General features: G+C 67.9%; 16 protein-coding genes. 5 read left to right on the forward strand and 11 right to left on the reverse strand.

Translation table 11 applies throughout. The annotated features are described in order from the left end of the window. Nucleotides 1-16 precede the first annotated feature (16 nt). The 5 genes from L687_RS28450 to L687_RS28470 all read right to left on the reverse strand — a co-directional run bounded on the left by L687_RS28450 (nt 17) and on the right by L687_RS28470 (nt 5,724). Nucleotides 17-1,114, reverse strand: coding sequence for an ABC transporter permease (locus L687_RS28450; RefSeq protein ID WP_021199204.1), 1,098 nt, complete (start codon nt 1,112-1,114; stop codon nt 17-19). A 2-nt stretch (nt 1,115-1,116) separates the two neighbouring features. Further along, complete coding sequence (locus tag L687_RS28455; protein ID WP_021199205.1) at nt 1,117-2,145, reverse strand: ABC transporter permease; 1,029 nt, start codon at nt 2,143-2,145, stop codon at nt 1,117-1,119. Continuing rightward, nucleotides 2,142-3,680 (reverse strand): sugar ABC transporter ATP-binding protein, encoded by a 1,539-nt coding sequence (locus L687_RS28460; protein WP_021199206.1) that lies wholly within the window; start codon nt 3,678-3,680, stop codon nt 2,142-2,144. Before L687_RS28460 ends, L687_RS28455 begins: the two co-directional genes overlap by 4 nt. A 63-nt stretch (nt 3,681-3,743) precedes the next feature. Further along, nucleotides 3,744-4,778, reverse strand: a complete 1,035-nt coding sequence (locus L687_RS28465) for an autoinducer 2 ABC transporter substrate-binding protein (RefSeq protein WP_021199207.1) — start codon at nt 4,776-4,778, stop codon at nt 3,744-3,746. A gap of 172 nt (nt 4,779-4,950) precedes the next feature. Continuing rightward, nucleotides 4,951-5,724 (reverse strand): DeoR/GlpR family DNA-binding transcription regulator, encoded by a 774-nt coding sequence (locus L687_RS28470; protein WP_021199208.1) that lies wholly within the window; start codon nt 5,722-5,724, stop codon nt 4,951-4,953. Between the two features lie 125 nt (nt 5,725-5,849). Between L687_RS28470 and L687_RS28475 the strand changes: the two genes are divergently transcribed. Continuing rightward, entirely contained in the window at nt 5,850-6,668 is an 819-nt protein-coding gene (locus L687_RS28475; RefSeq protein ID WP_021199209.1) for a BtpA/SgcQ family protein, read from the forward strand. Nucleotides 6,669-6,758: 90 nt separating this feature from the next. On the opposite strand, the gene L687_RS28480 is transcribed toward L687_RS28475, so the two are convergent. Next, on the reverse strand, nt 6,759-7,127 hold the full coding sequence (locus tag L687_RS28480; protein ID WP_021199210.1) for a sterol carrier family protein: 369 nt from the start codon (nt 7,125-7,127) through the stop codon (nt 6,759-6,761). Nucleotides 7,128-7,176: 49 nt separating this feature from the next. Here L687_RS28480 and L687_RS28485 point away from each other — a divergent pair, with 49 nt between their 5' ends. The 4 genes from L687_RS28485 to L687_RS28500 all read left to right on the forward strand — a co-directional run bounded on the left by L687_RS28485 (nt 7,177) and on the right by L687_RS28500 (nt 11,222). Further along, nucleotides 7,177-7,851, forward strand: a complete 675-nt coding sequence (locus tag L687_RS28485; protein WP_081859751.1) for an NUDIX hydrolase — start codon at nt 7,177-7,179, stop codon at nt 7,849-7,851. 43 nt (nt 7,852-7,894) lie between these two features. After that, nucleotides 7,895-9,172: a phosphoribosylamine--glycine ligase gene (gene purD, locus L687_RS28490; protein ID WP_021199212.1), complete on the forward strand. Its 1,278-nt coding sequence runs from the start codon at nt 7,895-7,897 to the stop codon at nt 9,170-9,172. A 263-nt stretch (nt 9,173-9,435) separates the two neighbouring features. Next, nucleotides 9,436-9,915 carry a winged helix-turn-helix transcriptional regulator gene (locus L687_RS28495; protein WP_021199213.1) on the forward strand — a complete coding sequence of 160 codons (480 nt, stop codon included), beginning with the start codon at nt 9,436-9,438 and terminating at the stop codon, nt 9,913-9,915. After that, entirely contained in the window at nt 9,912-11,222 is a 1,311-nt protein-coding gene (locus L687_RS28500) for an MFS transporter (RefSeq protein ID WP_021199214.1), read from the forward strand. The genes L687_RS28495 and L687_RS28500 overlap by 4 nt, the downstream gene beginning before the upstream one ends. Nucleotides 11,223-11,376: 154 nt before the next feature. Here the strand turns inward: L687_RS28500 and L687_RS28505 are convergent, their stop codons facing one another. The 5 genes from L687_RS28505 to L687_RS28525 form a co-directional block, all read right to left on the reverse strand. Next, nucleotides 11,377-12,105, reverse strand: a complete 729-nt coding sequence (locus L687_RS28505) for an amino acid ABC transporter ATP-binding protein (RefSeq protein ID WP_021199215.1) — start codon at nt 12,103-12,105, stop codon at nt 11,377-11,379. After that, nucleotides 12,102-13,580: an amino acid ABC transporter substrate-binding protein/permease gene (locus tag L687_RS28510; protein WP_021199216.1), complete on the reverse strand. Its 1,479-nt coding sequence runs from the start codon at nt 13,578-13,580 to the stop codon at nt 12,102-12,104. The genes L687_RS28505 and L687_RS28510 overlap by 4 nt, the downstream gene beginning before the upstream one ends. Before the next feature lie 54 nt (nt 13,581-13,634). Continuing rightward, on the reverse strand, nt 13,635-14,189 hold the full coding sequence (locus L687_RS28515; RefSeq protein WP_021199217.1) for a GNAT family N-acetyltransferase: 555 nt from the start codon (nt 14,187-14,189) through the stop codon (nt 13,635-13,637). Between the two features lie 66 nt (nt 14,190-14,255). Further along, nucleotides 14,256-15,827 carry an MFS transporter gene (locus tag L687_RS28520; protein ID WP_046398902.1) on the reverse strand — a complete coding sequence of 524 codons (1,572 nt, stop codon included), beginning with the start codon at nt 15,825-15,827 and terminating at the stop codon, nt 14,256-14,258. Beyond that, complete coding sequence (locus tag L687_RS28525; protein ID WP_021199219.1) at nt 15,824-16,450, reverse strand: PadR family transcriptional regulator; 627 nt, start codon at nt 16,448-16,450, stop codon at nt 15,824-15,826. Before L687_RS28525 ends, L687_RS28520 begins: the two co-directional genes overlap by 4 nt. Between the last annotated feature and the right edge of the window lie 18 nt (nt 16,451-16,468).

Below are 16,468 nucleotides of genomic sequence, written 5' to 3' on the forward strand. Positions count from 1 at the left end.
CTTTCGGATGCGCGGGTCAGGCCCGGGGGATCTCTGCGAGCGCGATCGTCTCGGTCTGACTGCTGGGTGCCCGGCGCGGCCTTCGTTTGACCCTCACCTGATCGAACACCATCACCGCGATCAGGATCACCCCCTGCGCGATCGCGTACTCGTAGGCCGAGAGCCGGATCGCCGTGAAGCCGGACTGCACGACCTGCAGCACGAGCGTCGCGAGGACCACTCCGGTGATGGTCGCGAACCCGCCGGTGGGGTTCGTGCCGCCGAGCACCGCGATCACGATCACGAGCAGCACGTACGACGTGCCGTAGTCGGCGCTCGCCGTCGGGTTGCGGGAGAGGAACACCAGACCCGCGATGCCGCCGAGCACACCCGTCGTCACGTACGTGCCGTAGAGCACGCTCGTGCTGCGGATGCCGGAGTACATCGCGGCCGTCGAGTTCGCCCCCTGCAGCTGTGTGCGTCGTCCGAACGGCGTACGCGTGATCAGCACCCCGATCAGAACAGCGACCACGAGGAATTCGAGGAACAGAAGAGGGATGCCGCCGACCGTCGCCTGCCCGACCGTGGAGAGCACCGCCGGGGTGCCGTAGAGCGTGGTGCCCCCGGTCCAGACGATCGCGATGCCGTTGAAGATCTGCATCGTGGCCAGCGTCGCGAGGATAGGCGTGATGCCTACCGTCGCGATCAGGAAGCCGTTGACGGCTCCCGCGAGCGCGCCGACCAGGACGCCGACCAGGGCGATGAGGCCGCCCATCGACTCGGCGGTCGCCGGATCGCTGCTGGCGATCGCCGTGAACATCGTGCTGACGGTGATCGCCGAGAGGTTCGCGATCGCCACCAGTGACAGATCGATCCCTCCGGTGAGCATGGCGAGCGCCATGGCGATGGCGAGGATGCCGACCTCGGGCGAGGCGACCATCATGTTCTGCAGGTTGATCGGATTGAGGAAGACCCTCGGGTTCAGGATCGCGAACAGTCCGAACGCGAGTGCGAACAGCACCAGCATCCGGCCGACGCCACGATTCACGTGGATACGGCCGAGCAATGACCGCACCGACCGATCGACCTGGTCGTTCATCCGGGCGAACTGCCCGGGAGGGGTCGTCTGAGGCATGGTCACTCCTTCACCGTGTCGAGGACGAACGTCCGACGAGAGGCGCGGCGGGCCATGACGGCCTGGATCCCCACGCCGATCACCAGCAGGAACCCGACGGCGGCACGCTGCCAGGCCGTGGGCACGCCCATCAGGATGAGACTGTTGTTGATGATCTGCACCAGCAGCACGCCGAGCACGGTGCCGGTGACGGTGCCGCGTCCGCCGAAGATCGAGGCCCCGCCGAGCACGACCGCGGCGATCACGTCGAGCTCGGTGCCGACCAGGTCTTGCGGGTTGGCGCTGCGCCCGAGCACGACGTGGATGAGTCCGCCGATCGCGGCGACCGCCCCGACGAGCACGTAGAGCATGATCTGCAGGCGCACGACCGGGAAGCCGGCCCGTCGCGCCCCCTCCAGGTCGCCGCCCATGGCGTAGATGCCGCGGCCGAACATCGTGCGGCGCAGAACGAACGCGGCACCGATCACGAGCAGCACGACCGGCACGATCAGCATCGGCAGATAGGCGCGGGTCGACTCGATCGAGATGAGGTTCGCCGTCGACAGCCAGGAGATGCCATCCGGCAGCTCGGCGATGTACTTGGAGCCGATGTAAGCGAGCAGCACGCCCTTGAAGATGCCCTGCGTCGCGAGAGTCACGATCAGGGTGGGGAGCCGGAACCGGGCGATCACGATGCCGTTGACGAACCCGAGGGCGCCACCGATCACGATCGCGAACGAGAGGATGCCGATCAGTCCGAAGTCGAGGGTTCCGCCCTGGGCGAGTGACACGGTCGTGTAGGCGGCGAAGATGCCGATGGCAGCGAACGACACATCGATGCCGCCGGAGATGATCACGAAGAGCACCGCGAGCGCGAAGACCATCGGCACCAGAGTGGAGCGCAGGATGGAGAACAGCGTGTGCACGCTGAAGAAGGCGGGGTTCACGGCGCACATCACGATCACCAGGACGAGGATGATGCTCGCGAGCACGAGCTCGTTCGACATGCGTCCGATGCGGGGAAGGCGGATGCGGGCGTCGGTGGCGCTCACGCGGCCATCACCTCCTGGATTCGAGGCGCGGCGATCTCGTCGCCGGCCAGTCGTGAGACGATCTCGCCGCGGCGCACCACGAGCACGCGGTTGCAGAGCGAGACGAGTTCGGGCACGTCGTCGGAGATCATGATCACGCCCATCCCGTCGTTCGCTGCCTCGCGGAGGATCTGCAGGATCTCTTCCTTCGACCCCACGTCGACACCGACCGTCGGTCCGTTCAGGATCAGCACCCGCGGCTTGGTCGCGAGCCACTTGGCCAGTACGACGCGCTGCGCATTGCCGCCGGACAGCGATCGCACGGGCGCCTCGACGCTCGGCGCCTTGATGCGCAGGCGCGAGAACAGTCGGGAGATGGTCTCGGCGGTGCGCTTTCGACTCAGCAGCACCTTGCCGACCGCGTGCTCGCTCAGGGAGCCCGCGATGATGTTGTCGGAGATCGACTTGTCGAGGAACAGGCCCTGGGTGAGCCGGTCCTCCGGCACGTATCCGATGCCCGCGTCGACGGATGCCCGGATGCTGCCTGGTCGCACGGCGCGGCCGCCGACGGTGACGGTTCCGGACTGTGGAGTGAGCAGGCCGAACAGCGCATCGGCGATCTCACCACGGCCCGAGCCGAGCAATCCGGTGAGGCCGAGGATCTCGCCCGGCTGCAGGTCGAAGGAGACATCCGTGAAGGCGCCAGGCAGATCGAGGTGCTCCACACGCAGCAGCGGCTCAGCCTCCTCGTCGACCTCGACGACGACGCGCGAGTCATCCACCGCACGGCCGGTCATGGCATGGGTGAGGGAGGCCACGTCGAACTCGTCGGCCGGACCGTTCGCGACCAGGCGCCCTGAACGCAGCACCGTGATGTCCTGCGACACCTGCAATACCTCGTCGAGCTTGTGGCTGACGAACACCAGGGCGACGCCGCGTTGCTGCAGTCGGCGCACGAGAGTGAAGAGTCGCTCGACCTCGGAGTGGGTGAGAGCCGTGGTCGGCTCATCCATGAAAATGACCCTGGCATCCTGCACGAGCGCCCGGCAGATCGCGGTGAGCTGCCGGTCGGCGACCGAGAGCCGTTCGACATCGGTGTCGAGGTCGAGGGTGAGCCCCAGCTCCTCGACGATGCGCTGCGCCTCGGGACGACGCTTCTTCGAGCTGTAGAGCTTGCGCCGCGCGGCGATCGCGGCCGGGAGCACGATGTTCTCGGCCACGGTCAGGTTGGGGAAGAGCGAGAAGTCTTGGTAGATGACCTGGATGCCGGCGCGCAGGGCCTGCGTCGGCGAGAGATGGGTGAGCGGTTCGCCATCGAGCAGGATCTCCCCCGCCTCCGGCTTCTCGACCCCGCTGATGATCTTGATGAGCGTGGATTTGCCGCATCCGTTCTCGCCGGCCAGGCAGTGCACCCGCCCGGGGTAGAGGGTGATCGCGACGTCGTCGAGTGCGACGACCCCACCGAACACCTTCCGCACCCCTGTGACCTCGAGAACGGGCCTGGGCTCGGGTGCGTGCCCCGCCTCGGGCGCCGGCTGCGCCTGTTCTGCGTTCATGTTCTTCCTCCGGGGCGGGGCCGCACGCTGGCGACCCCGCCCTGAGTCGTGGTGGACGTCGGGTCAGAAGTCGTAGTCGTCGACGTTGTCCTTGTCGACGATGACGGCGGCGTCACCCACGTAGACGTTGTCGAAGCCGTCGAGCTTCTTCAGCGAGTTGTAGCCTTCGATGCCGAGGTCGGTGCCGTCGGTGATCTTCTCGCCGTCGACGAGCAGCTGCGCGATCTTGAGCTGCGCCTTGCCGGCCATCGCCGGGTCCCAGAAGAAGATCTTGTCGATCGAGCCGTCGACGATGTACTTCTTCGCCACGGACGGGATGCTGGTGCCCATCACGCAGACCTGATCCTCCAGACCGGCCTCCTGCACGGCGCGGGCGATACCGGCGACGTCGGTGCCGGCCGACCCCTGGAAGCCCTTGATGTCGGGGTACTTCGCGAGCAGCTCCTTCGCCCGCTGATAGGCGACGTTCTCGTCTTCCTTGCTCTCGACCGGCTCCTCGACACGTGTCAGGTCGGGGTACTCCGCCTGCTGCTGGTCGTAGGCGCCGCCCACCCAGTCCATGTGGGTCTTGGCCGTGAGGCCTCCGACGAAGGAGACGTACTGTCCCGAGTCGCCCATGCACTCGGCGAGGTTGTCCATGATCTTCGCGCCATAGGCCCGGTTGTCGAACGCCTCGATGTCGATGTCGGCGTTCTTGATGCCTGCAGCCTCGTGGGCGACGACGATGATCCCCTGGTCCCTGGCCTGCTTGAGCACGGACTCCAGCGCCTCTGGCGAGTTGGGGACGACCGTGATCGCGGCGGGCGACTGGGCGATCAGGTCCTGGATGATCTGGATCTGCTTCTCGGGGCTGGCGTCGTCCGCACCCTCCTGGCGGGCGTCGATCCCGGTTTCCTCGGCGAACTCCTTGACGCCGACCTCCATACGGTCGAACCAGCCGACACCCGAGATCTTGACTACGGTGACCATCGCGCCGTCTTCCGCGCTTCCGCCGGTATCGCCACCACCGGTGGTGCCGCCGACCTGACCGCAGCCGGCGAGGGCGAGCATCGCCACGGCACCGAATCCGACACCTGCAAGCAACTTCGTCTTACGCATGTTCCACTCCTTCGTGTGTGAACCAGTGTTAGTTTCCACCACCCCCACGGAGGAATGGGAAGAAATCTCATCGCTGTGGAACAGTAAAACGTGATCCCGCCGGTTGTCAATGCGAAATCTCACACCCGTTGCGCAACCGTTGCGCAACGGCGAGACCGAAGGAACGACGCAGCTAGAGCGCGGGAACGGCTTCGATCTGCACACCGGCCGCACGCAGGCCGACGAGCGCGGGATGGTCCACCGCTCCGTCGGTGACCAGCAGGTCGACCTCGCCGGGACCCGCGACATTCGTCAGGTGCACCCGGCCGAGCTTCGACGCGTCGGCGACGACGATGACGCGGTCACAGGCTTCGATCGCCGCGCGCTTCACCGCTCCCTCCTCGTTGCTGTAGTCGGAGAGACCGCGCTTGCCATCGACGCCGGAGACGCCCATGACGTAGACGTCGCAGTTGTAGCGCTTGAAGGCCTCGATCGACTCGGCTCCGACCAGGCTGAGTTCGCCGGGACGCACCCTCCCGCCGGTGACGAGGATCGTGGTGTTCGGCTCGTCATGGAGCTCGAGCGCGACGAGGATGCTCGGCGTGACGACCGTGAGTCCGAGGCCTTTGCCGACGATGGCCCTGGCCACCGCGAGGGCGGTGCTGCCACTGTCGAGGACGACGGTCTCGCCGTGATTGAGATGGGCGACGGCCGCTGCCGCGATATTGATCTTCTCGCGTGCGCCCATCAACGCCCGAGAGTTGAATCCGGGCTCCACCGCCGTCCCGTGGGCGGCGATCACACCACCGGTAACCCGGCGCACGCTGCCGCGCTCCTCGAGGAGTTCCAGGTCGCGCCGAATGGTCATCTCGGAGACGTCGAACTCCAGCGCGAGGGCCTTGAACTCGGCCTCCCCATCAGAGAGGACCCGCTGTTCGATCAGCGCGCGGCGCTCATGGGCTTCCATCCCGACCTCCTCGTGTGGCAGATCCCACCTTAGGCGACACGCTTGTGTGAATGAGTAACTTGTGCTTTGCTCATCGTGAATCTTTCACAGAGTTTGTGATCCATTCCGAAGAAACGAGGAAAGACATGCCCAACTGGCTCCCCGAGGTGTTCGGCACGCAGAAGCCGATCGTGGCGATGCTGCATCTGGCCCCGCTCCCCGGCGACCCCGGCTACGACACCGCGGCCGGAATGGCCGCGATCGTGAATCGCGCCAAGGGCGAGCTCGACGCGCTGCAGAGCGGCGGCGTCGATGCCGTGCTCATCTCCAACGAATTCAGCCTCCCGTACCTCACGAAGACCGAGCCGATCACCGCGATCAGCATGGCTCGCATCATCGGCGCGCTGCAGGGCGACCTCGCCGTGCCTTTCGGCGTGAACGTGCTCTGGGACGGCCGCGCCTCCATCGATCTCGCCACCGCCACCGATGCGGCGTTCGTTCGTGAGATCTTCACCGGCGTCTACGCCAGCGACTTCGGCCTCTGGAACACGAACGTCGGTGAGGTCGCGCGCCACCGACACCGCATCGGCGCATCGAACGTGAAGCTGCTGTTCAACATCGTGCCGGAGTCGGCGGCCTACCTCGCCGAGCGCGACCTCGGGTCCATCGCCCGCTCCACGGTGTTCGCGACCAACCCCGATGCCCTCTGCGTCTCCGGGCTCACCGCCGGCGCCCCCACTGACACGCAGTCGCTGGCCATCGTGAAGGAGAACGCCGGAGACGTGCCGGTATTCGTCAACACCGGAGTGCGCGCCTCCAACGTCGCCGACCAGCTGGCAGTGGCCGACGGGGCCGTCGTGGGCACCTATTTCAAGCACGACGGCAGGTTCGAGAACCGCGCCGACCGCGCACGGGTGGAAGAGCTCATGGGTGCTGCGAAGGCGTTCCGGTCGCAGCTGGCCTGACACGCGACCGCCGGCCACACGGAGCCGCCCCGCGATCCTGGTGACCGCGGGGCGGCTCCGTGTGCCTCAGGCGCGTCCCGTGCGGCTGCGCTAGGGACGCACCGGCAGCACGTCGCTCAAGTCGGCGCGCGTGCCCGAAGCATGGATGCGTCCGCCGTCTGCGGCATCCGCCCATCGCTCCGTGCCGGTGGACACGGCGATCCAGGTCGCCGCATCCATCTCCACCACGTTCGGCGGCGTGCCACGGGTGTGTCGAGGACCCTGGATGACCTGCACCGCACCGAAGGGAGGCACTCGCACTTCCACGCTGTTGCCCGGCGCCTTCTCGTCGAGCAGCTGCAGCAGATAGCGCACGGCGGTGGCGAGATCGGTGCGCTGCGGCTTCACGCCCGAGGCATCCGCGGAGCGGACGGCATCGAGAGCCGCGCGTCCGTCGACGATGTCGATCTTCCTGGCCATCTCTCCAGACTACGACCGACCGCGTGCGACGAGTCCTATGCTCGGACGCATGAGCATGCATCCCCAGGGCGCCCGCGCCGAGCTGCTCGCGGCAGTCGCCGACCATTCGTGGGGCGTGCGGATCCCGCCACTCGCCGACCCGCAGAGCGCGCACGATGCGGCTGTGCTCATCCTGTTCGGCGTACTCGATCGCATCCCCGCCCCCACGACCGACGCGGCCGTCGCCCGTGACCTCGACGTGCTGCTGCAGCGACGCGCGCCCACCCTCTCGTCCCACCCCGGTCAGGTCTCATTCCCCGGTGGACGCGTGGAGCCGGACGATGCCGACGTCGTCGCCACGGCGCTGCGCGAAGCCGAGGAGGAGACCGGGCTCGATCCGGCGGGAGTCGAGATCCTGGCCACGCTGCCGGAGATCCCGCTCGCCGCGAGCAACCATCTCGTCACGCCCGTCCTGGCATGGTGGCAGTCGCCGTCGCGGGTCGTGGCGGTCGATCACGCCGAGACGGTCGAGGTGTTCCGGGTTCCCGTCGCGCAACTGCTCGCCCCCGAGACCCGGTTCACCTCGACGATCACCCGCATGGGGCACACGTTCCGGGGCCCGGCGTTCGACGTCGACGGCACGATCGTCTGGGGCTTCACCGCGATGGTGCTCGATGCGCTCTTCGACGCGGCCGGCTGGACCGTGACCTGGGATGCTGCCGTCGAACGGACCGTCGACCTCTGAGCCCCACCGAAACCCGGAGCGCGACCCTCGGTAGTCTGGACGGGTGAAGATTCTCGTCCTCGGTTCCGGTGCCCGTGAGCACGCGATCATCCTCGCCCTGCGGGCCGAGCAGACGGAGCACGAGATCTTCGTGGCTCCCGGCAACGCCGGCATGGCACAGGATGCGAGCCCCGTCTCGCTCGATCCGCTCGACGGCGGCGCAGTCACCGCGTTCGCGCACGAGCACGCGATCGACCTCGTCGTGGTGGGCCCCGAAGCTCCGCTCGTCGCCGGAGTCGCGGATGCCCTGCGCGTCCGCGGCATCCCGGTATTCGGACCGGGCAAGGCCGCAGCGCAGCTGGAGGGCTCGAAGTCGTTCGCGAAGCGGGTCATGGATGCCGCCGGCGTGCCCACCGGCCGTGCCGTGCGCGCCGCCACCACGGCAGAGGTCGAGAACGCGTTCGACGATCTCGGCGCTCCCTACGTCGTGAAGGCCGACGGTCTGGCTGCGGGCAAGGGCGTCATCGTCACGTCCGACCGCGCCGAGGCGCTCGCGCACGCCGAGCAGTATCTTCCCGCCGGCCCGGTGCTGATCGAGGAGTTCCTGTCCGGCCCCGAGGTCTCCCTGTTCTTCCTGAGCGACGGCGACACCGTGCGCGCGCTCAGCCCCGCCCAAGACTTCAAGCGCGCACTCGACGGCGACGCCGGCCCCAACACCGGTGGCATGGGCGCCTACTCGCCGCTGCCCTGGCTCACCGAGCAGTTCGGCAGCGAGCAGGCTTTCGTCGACGAGGTCACGCGCGACGTGGCACTTCCCGTGGTGCGCCAGCTCGACGCAGAGGGCACGCCGTTCATCGGACTCCTCTACGCGGGCCTGATCCTCACTCCCGCCGGCGTGCGCGTGATCGAGTTCAACGCGCGCTTCGGAGATCCGGAGACGCAGATCGTGCTGCCGCGACTGGTCACCCCACTGTCGGACCTGCTGTTCGCCGCGGCCTCGGGAACCCTCGAGGACCAGCCGGATCCCGTGTTCAGCGACGATGTCGCCATCACGGTCGTGCTGGCCAGCGAGGGATACCCCGAGGCACCGCAGACCGGCCGCCCGATCGAGGGCCTCGCGGAAGCCGCGGCCGTCGAGGGCGTCCGCATCGTGCACGCCGCGACCGCGAGCCCGGATGCTCCCGGCGGATCGCTCATCGCGACGGGAGGCCGTGTACTGAACGTGGTGGCGGTGGCTTCCGACTTCCGCACCGCGCGCGACCGCGCGTACGAGGCGATCGCCCGCATTCATCTCGACGGCTCCCACTACCGCACCGACATCGCCGCTCGCGTCGCCGAGTAGCCCTCCGCGCCCCGCCCCTGCCCCGCCGGCCCGTCCCGCCCCCTCTGTGTGCCCCCCTCCGCCGAGCGCACGGGGTCTCGACGAGTGCACGGCTTCCCGACGCGGATACCCCGTTCGCTCGGCGAGTTCCCGTGCACTCGGGAGCACCACGAGCGGGGGTACGTGAGGTGCGGTCGCGCGAATTCGGGCGAATGCGGGCAGGAATCCTGCCAACGTGCGGATCCGCGATTGACACGGGGGACTTTCTTCAAGAAAGTTAGCGGATGCCGCTCCGCTCCGACTGGTCCTCTGCGACCTGCCCCATCGCCCGCACCGCCGACGTGCTCGCCGACCCCTGGGTGCTGCTCATCCTGCGCGAGCTCTTCTCCGGCCGCACGCGTTTCGATCAGCTTCGTGACGCCACCGGCGCCGCCGACTCGGTGCTCTCCCGTCGCCTGACCGCGATGGGCGAGGCCGACCTCATCGCCCGCGAAGACCCCGACGATGCGCGCAGCGGCTATCGACTCACGACCGCCGGACGCGAGACGCTTCCGATCCTGCACGCCTACGCGCGGTTCGCTCGCATCACCGACCCCGACGGGCCGTGGGGACTGACCGTGAGCTGCGGCCGCTGCGGCGATGTCTCGGACTCCGTCGACTGGTGCGCGACATGCGCGGCACCGCTCGACGCCGGCAGCACCCGGTGGGCACGGCGCAGCATGGGCGGGGAGCCCTTCGCCCTTCTCGCCGGAGACGCGGCATGACCGCCGAATCGCTCGACGGTCCGATCGAAGAGCCCCTGACCGGACGGCAGCGCCGCTTCCACCCTGCCTGGACCGTGGCCCTGGTGGCCCTCATCGCGCTCATCGGCGCCGCCGGGTTCCGCGCCGCGCCCGGTGTGCTCATGGTGCCGCTCGAGGAGGAGTTCGGATGGAGCACGGCGGAGCTCTCGCTCGCGGTCTCGATCAACCTGCTGCTGTACGGCCTCATCGCCCCGTTCGCGGCCGCCCTCATGCAGCGCTTCGGCATCCGCGCGGTCACGGTGGTCGCACTCTTCGTCATCGGAGCGGGCGCGGCGCTGAGCGTCTTCGTGGCGACTCCCGGCCAGCTCATCCTGACCTGGGGTGTGCTGATCGGGCTCGGCACCGGATCGATGGCCCTGGTGTTCGCCGCGACCATCACCGACACCTGGTTCGCGACCCGGCGCGGGCTCGTCTCCGGCGTGCTCACCGCCGGCAGTGCGACCGGGCAGCTGATCTTCCTCCCCGTGATCGCGGCTACCGCGGAAGACGTCGGATGGCGCGGGGCGTCGCTCATCATCGCAGGCGGCGCCCTCGCCGTCGCGCCCCTCGTCTGGATCTTCCTGCGCAACAGACCGAGCGACCTCGGGGTCGCCCGGTACGGCGAGACCACGCCCGTCATGGCGGCGGACCCCGTTCCTCGGGGCACGGCGTGGGGTGCGGCGAAACTCGCGATCTCCACCCTGAGGGAGGCCGCTCGCACCAAGACCTTCTGGGCACTGGCGATCGGCTTCGCGATCTGCGGAGCGACGACCAACGGACTGATCGGCACGCACTTCATCCCGAGCGCGCACGACCATGGGATGGCGACGACGACCGCGGCCGGGCTGCTGGCCGTGGTGGGCGTCTTCGACATCGTCGGCACCGTGTTCTCCGGCTGGCTCACCGACCGGGTGAACCCGCGCATCCTGCTCGCCGCCTACTACGCGCTGCGCGGAGTGAGCCTGCTGTTCCTGCCGAGCCTGCTCTCGGCCGAGGTGCAACCCAGCATCATCGTGTTCATCGTGATCTACGGGCTCGACTGGGTCGCGACCGTGCCACCGACGATCGCGCTCTGCCGTGAGGTCTTCGGAGACAAGGGCCCGCTCGTGTTCGGCTGGGTGTTCGCGGCCCACCAGATCGGCGCCGGCATCGCCTCGGTCCTCGCCGGGATCGTGCGCGACCACACCGGCCAGTACACGTTCGCATGGTTCGCCGCCGCCGGACTGTGCGCGGTCGCCGCCCTCGTCAGCGCGACCATCCGCCGCCACCCCGTATCCGATCGCGAGTAGCTCACCCCATCCCGCACCGCACCGCACCGCACCGCACCGCACCGAGTGCACGGGAAGCTGCCGAATGCACGGCTTCTCAACGCAAACTTCCCGTGCACTCGGCGAGTACACGGGAAGTCGACGCGGATGTGCGCGACGCGGATGTGCGCCGCGCTCAGAGCACCTTGGAGAGGAAGTCCTTCAGGCGTTCGTTCTTGGGCGAGCCGAAGAGCTCGGCGGGCGGGGCCTCCTCGACCACGACACCGCCGTCCATGAAGACCGTGCGGCCGGAGACCTCGCGCGCGAAGCCCATCTCGTGCGTCACCAGCACCATGGTCATGCCGCCGGACGCCAGGTCGCGGATGACCTGCAGCACCTCACCGACCATCTCGGGATCGAGCGCGCTCGTGGCCTCATCGAACAGCATGATCTCGGGGTCCATCGCGAGCGCACGCGCGATCGCGACGCGCTGCTTCTGACCACCGGACAGGGATGCGGGCTTCGCATCGGCCTTCTCCGAGAGACCGACCCGCTCCAGGAGCGACAGCGCCCGCTCACGGGCCTCGGCCTTCGTCATCTTCCCGCACTCCACCGGCGCGAGGGTGATGTTCTCGAGCACCGTCATGTGCGGGAACAGGTTGAAGTGCTGGAACACCATGCCGATGCGCTGGCGCACCTCGTCGAGCTTCACGCTCTTGTCGGTCAGGTCGACGCCGTCGATGATGACGTGTCCCGACGAGGGCTCCTCGAGCTTGTTGAGGCAGCGCAGCAGCGTGGACTTGCCCGACCCCGACGGACCGATGACCGCGACGACCTCGCCGTCTTCCACCGAGAGGTTGATGCCCTTGAGCACCTCGTTGTCTCCGAACGACTTGTGCAGGTCCTGCACCACGATCTTGCTCATGCGTTGAACGTCCTCTCCAGGCGGTTCGCGAGCAGCGTCAGCAGCGTGATCACGACGAAGTAGATGATGGCAACGATCGTCAGCACCTGTGCCGACAGGTACGTCGAGGCGATGATCTGGCGAGAGACGAACGTCAGTTCCGCCAGGCCGATCACACTGATCAGCGAGGTGTCCTTCAGCGTGATGATGCCCTGGTTGACGAACGACGGGATCATGATGCGGAACGCCTGCGGGAGCACGACCTTCTGCATGGTCTTCCAGTGGCCGAGACCCAGCGAGCGCGAGGCCTCGTTCTGTCCGGGATCGACCGCCTGGATGCCTCCGCGGATGATCTCGGTCATGTACGCGCCCGTGTTGAGCGAGAGCGTGATCGCTCCGGCGACGAACGGGTTGAACGTGAGGCCAGGGAACAGCTGCGGGATCGCGAAGAACACGAAGAACGCCTGGATGAGGATCGGCGTCCCGCGGAACACGTAGACGTAGGCCGTCGCGATCCAGCGGAACGGTGCGAACTTCGAGACCCGGCCGAAGCCGAAGATGAGCCCGAGGATGAAGGCGGCCACGATGGCGACGATCGTCGCGAGGATCGTGAGCCACAGGCCTTCCATGAGCGCGGGCCAGTACTGCACCGCGACCGAGATGATGTCGGTCGGCTGCGACGATTCCTCGCCGCCCGCCAGGTACGTGTCGACGATCTTGTCGTACTCGCCCGAAGACTTGAGGTTCGCGAGTCCGGCGTTGAACATCTCGATCAGTTCGGGGTTCTGCCCCTTGTTCACCGCGAAGCCGTACTCGCCGCCGAGCTCGGGCTCACCGATCAGGCGGAAGCCGGAACCCTGCTGGATGCCGTAGGCCAGCACCGGGAAGTCCTCGAAGTAGCCGACCGCCTGGCCGGCCTTCACAGCGTCGACCATGTCGGTCGTGTCCTGGTACGGGGTGACCTTGAAGCCGTACTCGTCCTTGTTCTCGTCGGCGAAGGTCTGCCCCTGCGTGCCGGTCTTCACGGCCACGGCCTTGCCGTCGAGGTCGTCGAGCGACTGGATGTCGCTCGACTCGAGAACGCCCAGCTGGATGCCGCTGGTGAAGTAGGGCTCACTGAAGTCGAAGGTCTTCTGTCGCTCCTCGGTGATCGACATGCCGGCCATGACCGCATCGACCTGGTTCGACTGCAGCGCCTGCACCGCGGCGTCGAATCCGAGCTGGCGGATCTCGACCTCGAAGCCCTGATCCTTCGCGATCGCGCGGAGCAGGTCCATGTCGATGCCGACGAGGTTGCCGTCCTTGTCGGTGAACTCGAACGGCGCGAAGGTCGTGTCGGTGCCGATGACGTACTTGTCGCCGTCGCTCGCGGCGGTGGCGGGGGCGGCTCCGGCGAGGAGCGCTCCGACGGCGACGAAGGCGACGAGCGCGGCCGCACCGGCGGTGCGCATCGATCGGCGCAGGCGGCCCGCCGCGGCGGATGGATTTCGGATCACGACGTGTGCTCCTCGGGTCGACAGCAGCGACCGGACGACCGCCGAGGATCTACCCTAGCTCGCGGCGAGTCGGGTCCCCGAAATATCGATCCAGTACCGCCGCACGCGGGGCCGCCCTGCCTCCGGCGCATCGATCACCTCTTCGAGCTCGCCACCGGCCCCCTCGATGGTGCGGATGGACCCGATGTTGTCGTCATCGCAGGTGAGCATCACGCGTTCGTACCCCTCCACCTTCGCCTGGCGGAGAATCTGCCGCATCGCCTCGCGCACGATCCCTTCGCGGCGACGGGAAGGGATCACCGAATAGCCGATGTGGCCACCGAAGCGACGCAGGTAGTCGTTGAGCTCGCGGCGGAAGGAGAGGAAGCCGACCACCTGGTCCCCCTCGGTGATCCAGTAGTAATCGCAGGGCACGTGGCCCTCCGGGAGAACCGCACCGGGTGTGGCGTACAGCTCTGCGCGCTCGACGAACTCCTCGAAAGCGGTCCGGTCGGGCACGAAACCCTTCTCGAGACCGCCCCCGTCGACGTGTCCGCCCTCGAACTCGCCCACTGCGGCGGCCCAGGATTCGAAGAGGTCGGTGGTCGGTCGAGAGAGTGCGATCGTCATCGCCCGATGACACCAGAAAGGGGCCGTGTCCGCAAACCGACGGACACGACCCCTTCCCGGGTTCGACTACTCGGCCCGCACGGCCGCGGGTGCCGCCGCCTCCGTTTTGTCGTAACGACCGAGGAACAGCGAGGCGATCAGGGCGACCGCCATGACGCACGCCGGCAGCAGGATCGACTGCGACATCCCCGCCGCAAACCCTTCGGCCACCTGGGGCGGCAGCGATCCGCCGGTCGAGATGCCCGCCGGGGCGTCGGCGAGGCCCGGGAGGTTCGCCTCGAGACGCGACTGCATGAACGCGGCGATGGATGCCGAGCCGATCACCGACCCGATGGTCCTGGTCGTGTTGTAGATGCCGGCGCCCGCCCCCGCCTGACGCGGCGGCAGCTTGCGCGTCGCCGTGGTGGCGAGCGGACCCCACATGCCGGCGTTGCCGATGCCCATCAGCGCAGAGGGAAGCAGGAACATCCAGATCGGGGTGTCCATGTTGATCAGTGCCGAGTACCAGACCAGCGCTCCGGCGACGCAGAGCAGGCCGGGGATGAGGATGATGCGCGGATCGACCCGGTCGAGGAGCTTGCCCGCGGCCGGGGCGAGCACCCCCGAGAGCACCGCCATCGGGATCAGGAGCAGTGCCGCTTCGGTGGGCGTGAGTCCGCGTGCGGTCTGCAGGAAGAACATCATCGGCAGCGACATGCTCGTCACCGTGAAGCCGACGGCGGCGATCGCCACGTTCGCGCCCGAGAAGTTGCGGTCGCGGAACAGGTCGAGCGGCACCAGCGGCTCGCTGCGGGTCTTGGCCTGCTGGAAGATGAACAGCCCGAGCACCACGAGGCCGACGATGATCAGGCTCCATACCGAGATCGGCCCCCAGATCACACCCCAGTCGTACTTCTCGCCCTCCTGGAGTCCGAACACGATGAGGAACAGCGCCACGGCGCTCAGCACCACACCCACGATGTCGAACCGGTGCGGATGCGTCGCGAGCTTGGGCACCAGACGCCAGGCGAGCACGAAGGCGACGATGCCGACCGGGATGTTCACGAAGAAGATCCACTCCCAGCCGAAGCCGTCGACGAGCAGACCGCCCACGAGGGGGCCGACGAGAGTCGCGACGCCAGCGGTCGCCCCCCAGAGACCCATCGCGGCGCCGCGGCGCTCGGGCGGGAAGGTGCGGGTGATCACGGCCATGGTCTGCGGCGTCATGAACGCCGCTCCGAGACCCTGCACCGCGCGGGCGACGATCAGGCCCTCGAGTGTGGTCGACAGTCCGCACCACAGCGACGCGAGGGTGAAGACCGCGAGGCCGATCAGGTAGATGTTCTTCGGGCCGAAGCGGTCACCGAGACGTCCGGTGATCAGCAGCGGCACCGCATAGGCGAGCAGGTAGGCGCTCGTGACCCACACGACGTTGTCGAGATTGTTCGTGTTCGGGTCGAGCGCCGCCTTGATGGCCGGGTTCGCGACCGACACGATCGTGGTGTCGACGAGGATCATGAAGAAGCCGATGACCAGCGCCCAGAGGGCGGGCCAGGGGCTCGTGGGCTTGTGCCCCACGGAATAGGTGCCGGTCGACGGACCGGAGGTCGAGGGCGCGGACACCGGGGGGCGGTCTCCGTCGCGAGGGGTATCTGTCATTGCTGTGCGGCCTTTCGCTGAGCGCGGTAGCGGTCTGAGTTCTGGAATGCCGTGGGACCCCACGGCAGGACTTCGGTCTGGAGGCGGTCCAGGAGGGTGTCGAGCCAGCGCAGCTCGGCGTCCAGCAGTGCCTCCTGACGCTCGATCTCGACGAGCACCTGCTCGGGCACGCTCTTCTCCCTGGCCGTCCGCAGGCCGTCGCGGTGCCGCGCGTGATCGCCGACGAGCGCCACCCGCCGCTCCTGCAGGAGGTCGATCACCTCCGGCCTCTCGAGGTTGTGGGCCTCGGCGAGCGCGATGCGGAAGTCGGCGGGTCGGTCGATGCGGGGCAGCTCGCGCCGCACCCACGTGACGACCGCGTCACGTCCGGCATCCGTCAGGGAGTAGGTCGTGCGCTCCGGACGATTGCCCTCGCGGTCGATGCCGAGCTCATCGATCAGCCCGGCACGATGCAGCCGGGACACCGTGTGGTAGAGCGTCCCGTTGGTGATCGTGATCAGGCGATCATCGTGGCGGGCCCGCATGAGCCGCACCATCTCGTAGGGGTGCATGTCGCCCTCGCGCAGCAGCGCGAGCACCATCACCCCCATGGGGGTGAGTCGGTCGACGGCATCCTTCTTCATGTCCCCACCTCGAATAGT

This window comes from Microbacterium maritypicum MF109 (assembly GCF_000455825.1).
Classification (GTDB): Bacteria; Actinomycetota; Actinomycetes; order Actinomycetales; family Microbacteriaceae; genus Microbacterium; species Microbacterium maritypicum_A.

Bases quoted from the DNA above. Each gene is read 5' to 3' on its own strand.
- L687_RS28520 (WP_046398902.1), bottom strand. From the start codon at position 15,827: ATGACAGATACCCCTCGCGACGGAGACCGCCCCCCGGTGTCCGCGCCC.
- L687_RS28470 (WP_021199208.1), bottom strand. From the start codon at position 5,724: ATGGAAGCCCATGAGCGCCGCGCGCTGATCGAACAGCGGGTCCTCTCT.
- L687_RS28525 (WP_021199219.1), bottom strand. From the start codon at position 16,450: ATGAAGAAGGATGCCGTCGACCGACTCACCCCCATGGGGGTGATGGTG.
- L687_RS28485 (WP_081859751.1), top strand. From the start codon at position 7,177: ATGAGCATGCATCCCCAGGGCGCCCGCGCCGAGCTGCTCGCGGCAGTC.
- L687_RS28475 (WP_021199209.1), top strand. From the start codon at position 5,850: ATGCCCAACTGGCTCCCCGAGGTGTTCGGCACGCAGAAGCCGATCGTG.
- L687_RS28495 (WP_021199213.1), top strand. From the start codon at position 9,436: ATGCCGCTCCGCTCCGACTGGTCCTCTGCGACCTGCCCCATCGCCCGC.
- L687_RS28460 (WP_021199206.1), bottom strand. From the start codon at position 3,680: ATGAACGCAGAACAGGCGCAGCCGGCGCCCGAGGCGGGGCACGCACCC.
- L687_RS28505 (WP_021199215.1), bottom strand. From the start codon at position 12,105: ATGAGCAAGATCGTGGTGCAGGACCTGCACAAGTCGTTCGGAGACAAC.
- L687_RS28465 (WP_021199207.1), bottom strand. From the start codon at position 4,778: ATGCGTAAGACGAAGTTGCTTGCAGGTGTCGGATTCGGTGCCGTGGCG.
- L687_RS28515 (WP_021199217.1), bottom strand. From the start codon at position 14,189: ATGACGATCGCACTCTCTCGACCGACCACCGACCTCTTCGAATCCTGG.
- L687_RS28500 (WP_021199214.1), top strand. From the start codon at position 9,912: ATGACCGCCGAATCGCTCGACGGTCCGATCGAAGAGCCCCTGACCGGA.
- L687_RS28480 (WP_021199210.1), bottom strand. From the start codon at position 7,127: ATGGCCAGGAAGATCGACATCGTCGACGGACGCGCGGCTCTCGATGCC.
- L687_RS28450 (WP_021199204.1), bottom strand. From the start codon at position 1,114: ATGCCTCAGACGACCCCTCCCGGGCAGTTCGCCCGGATGAACGACCAG.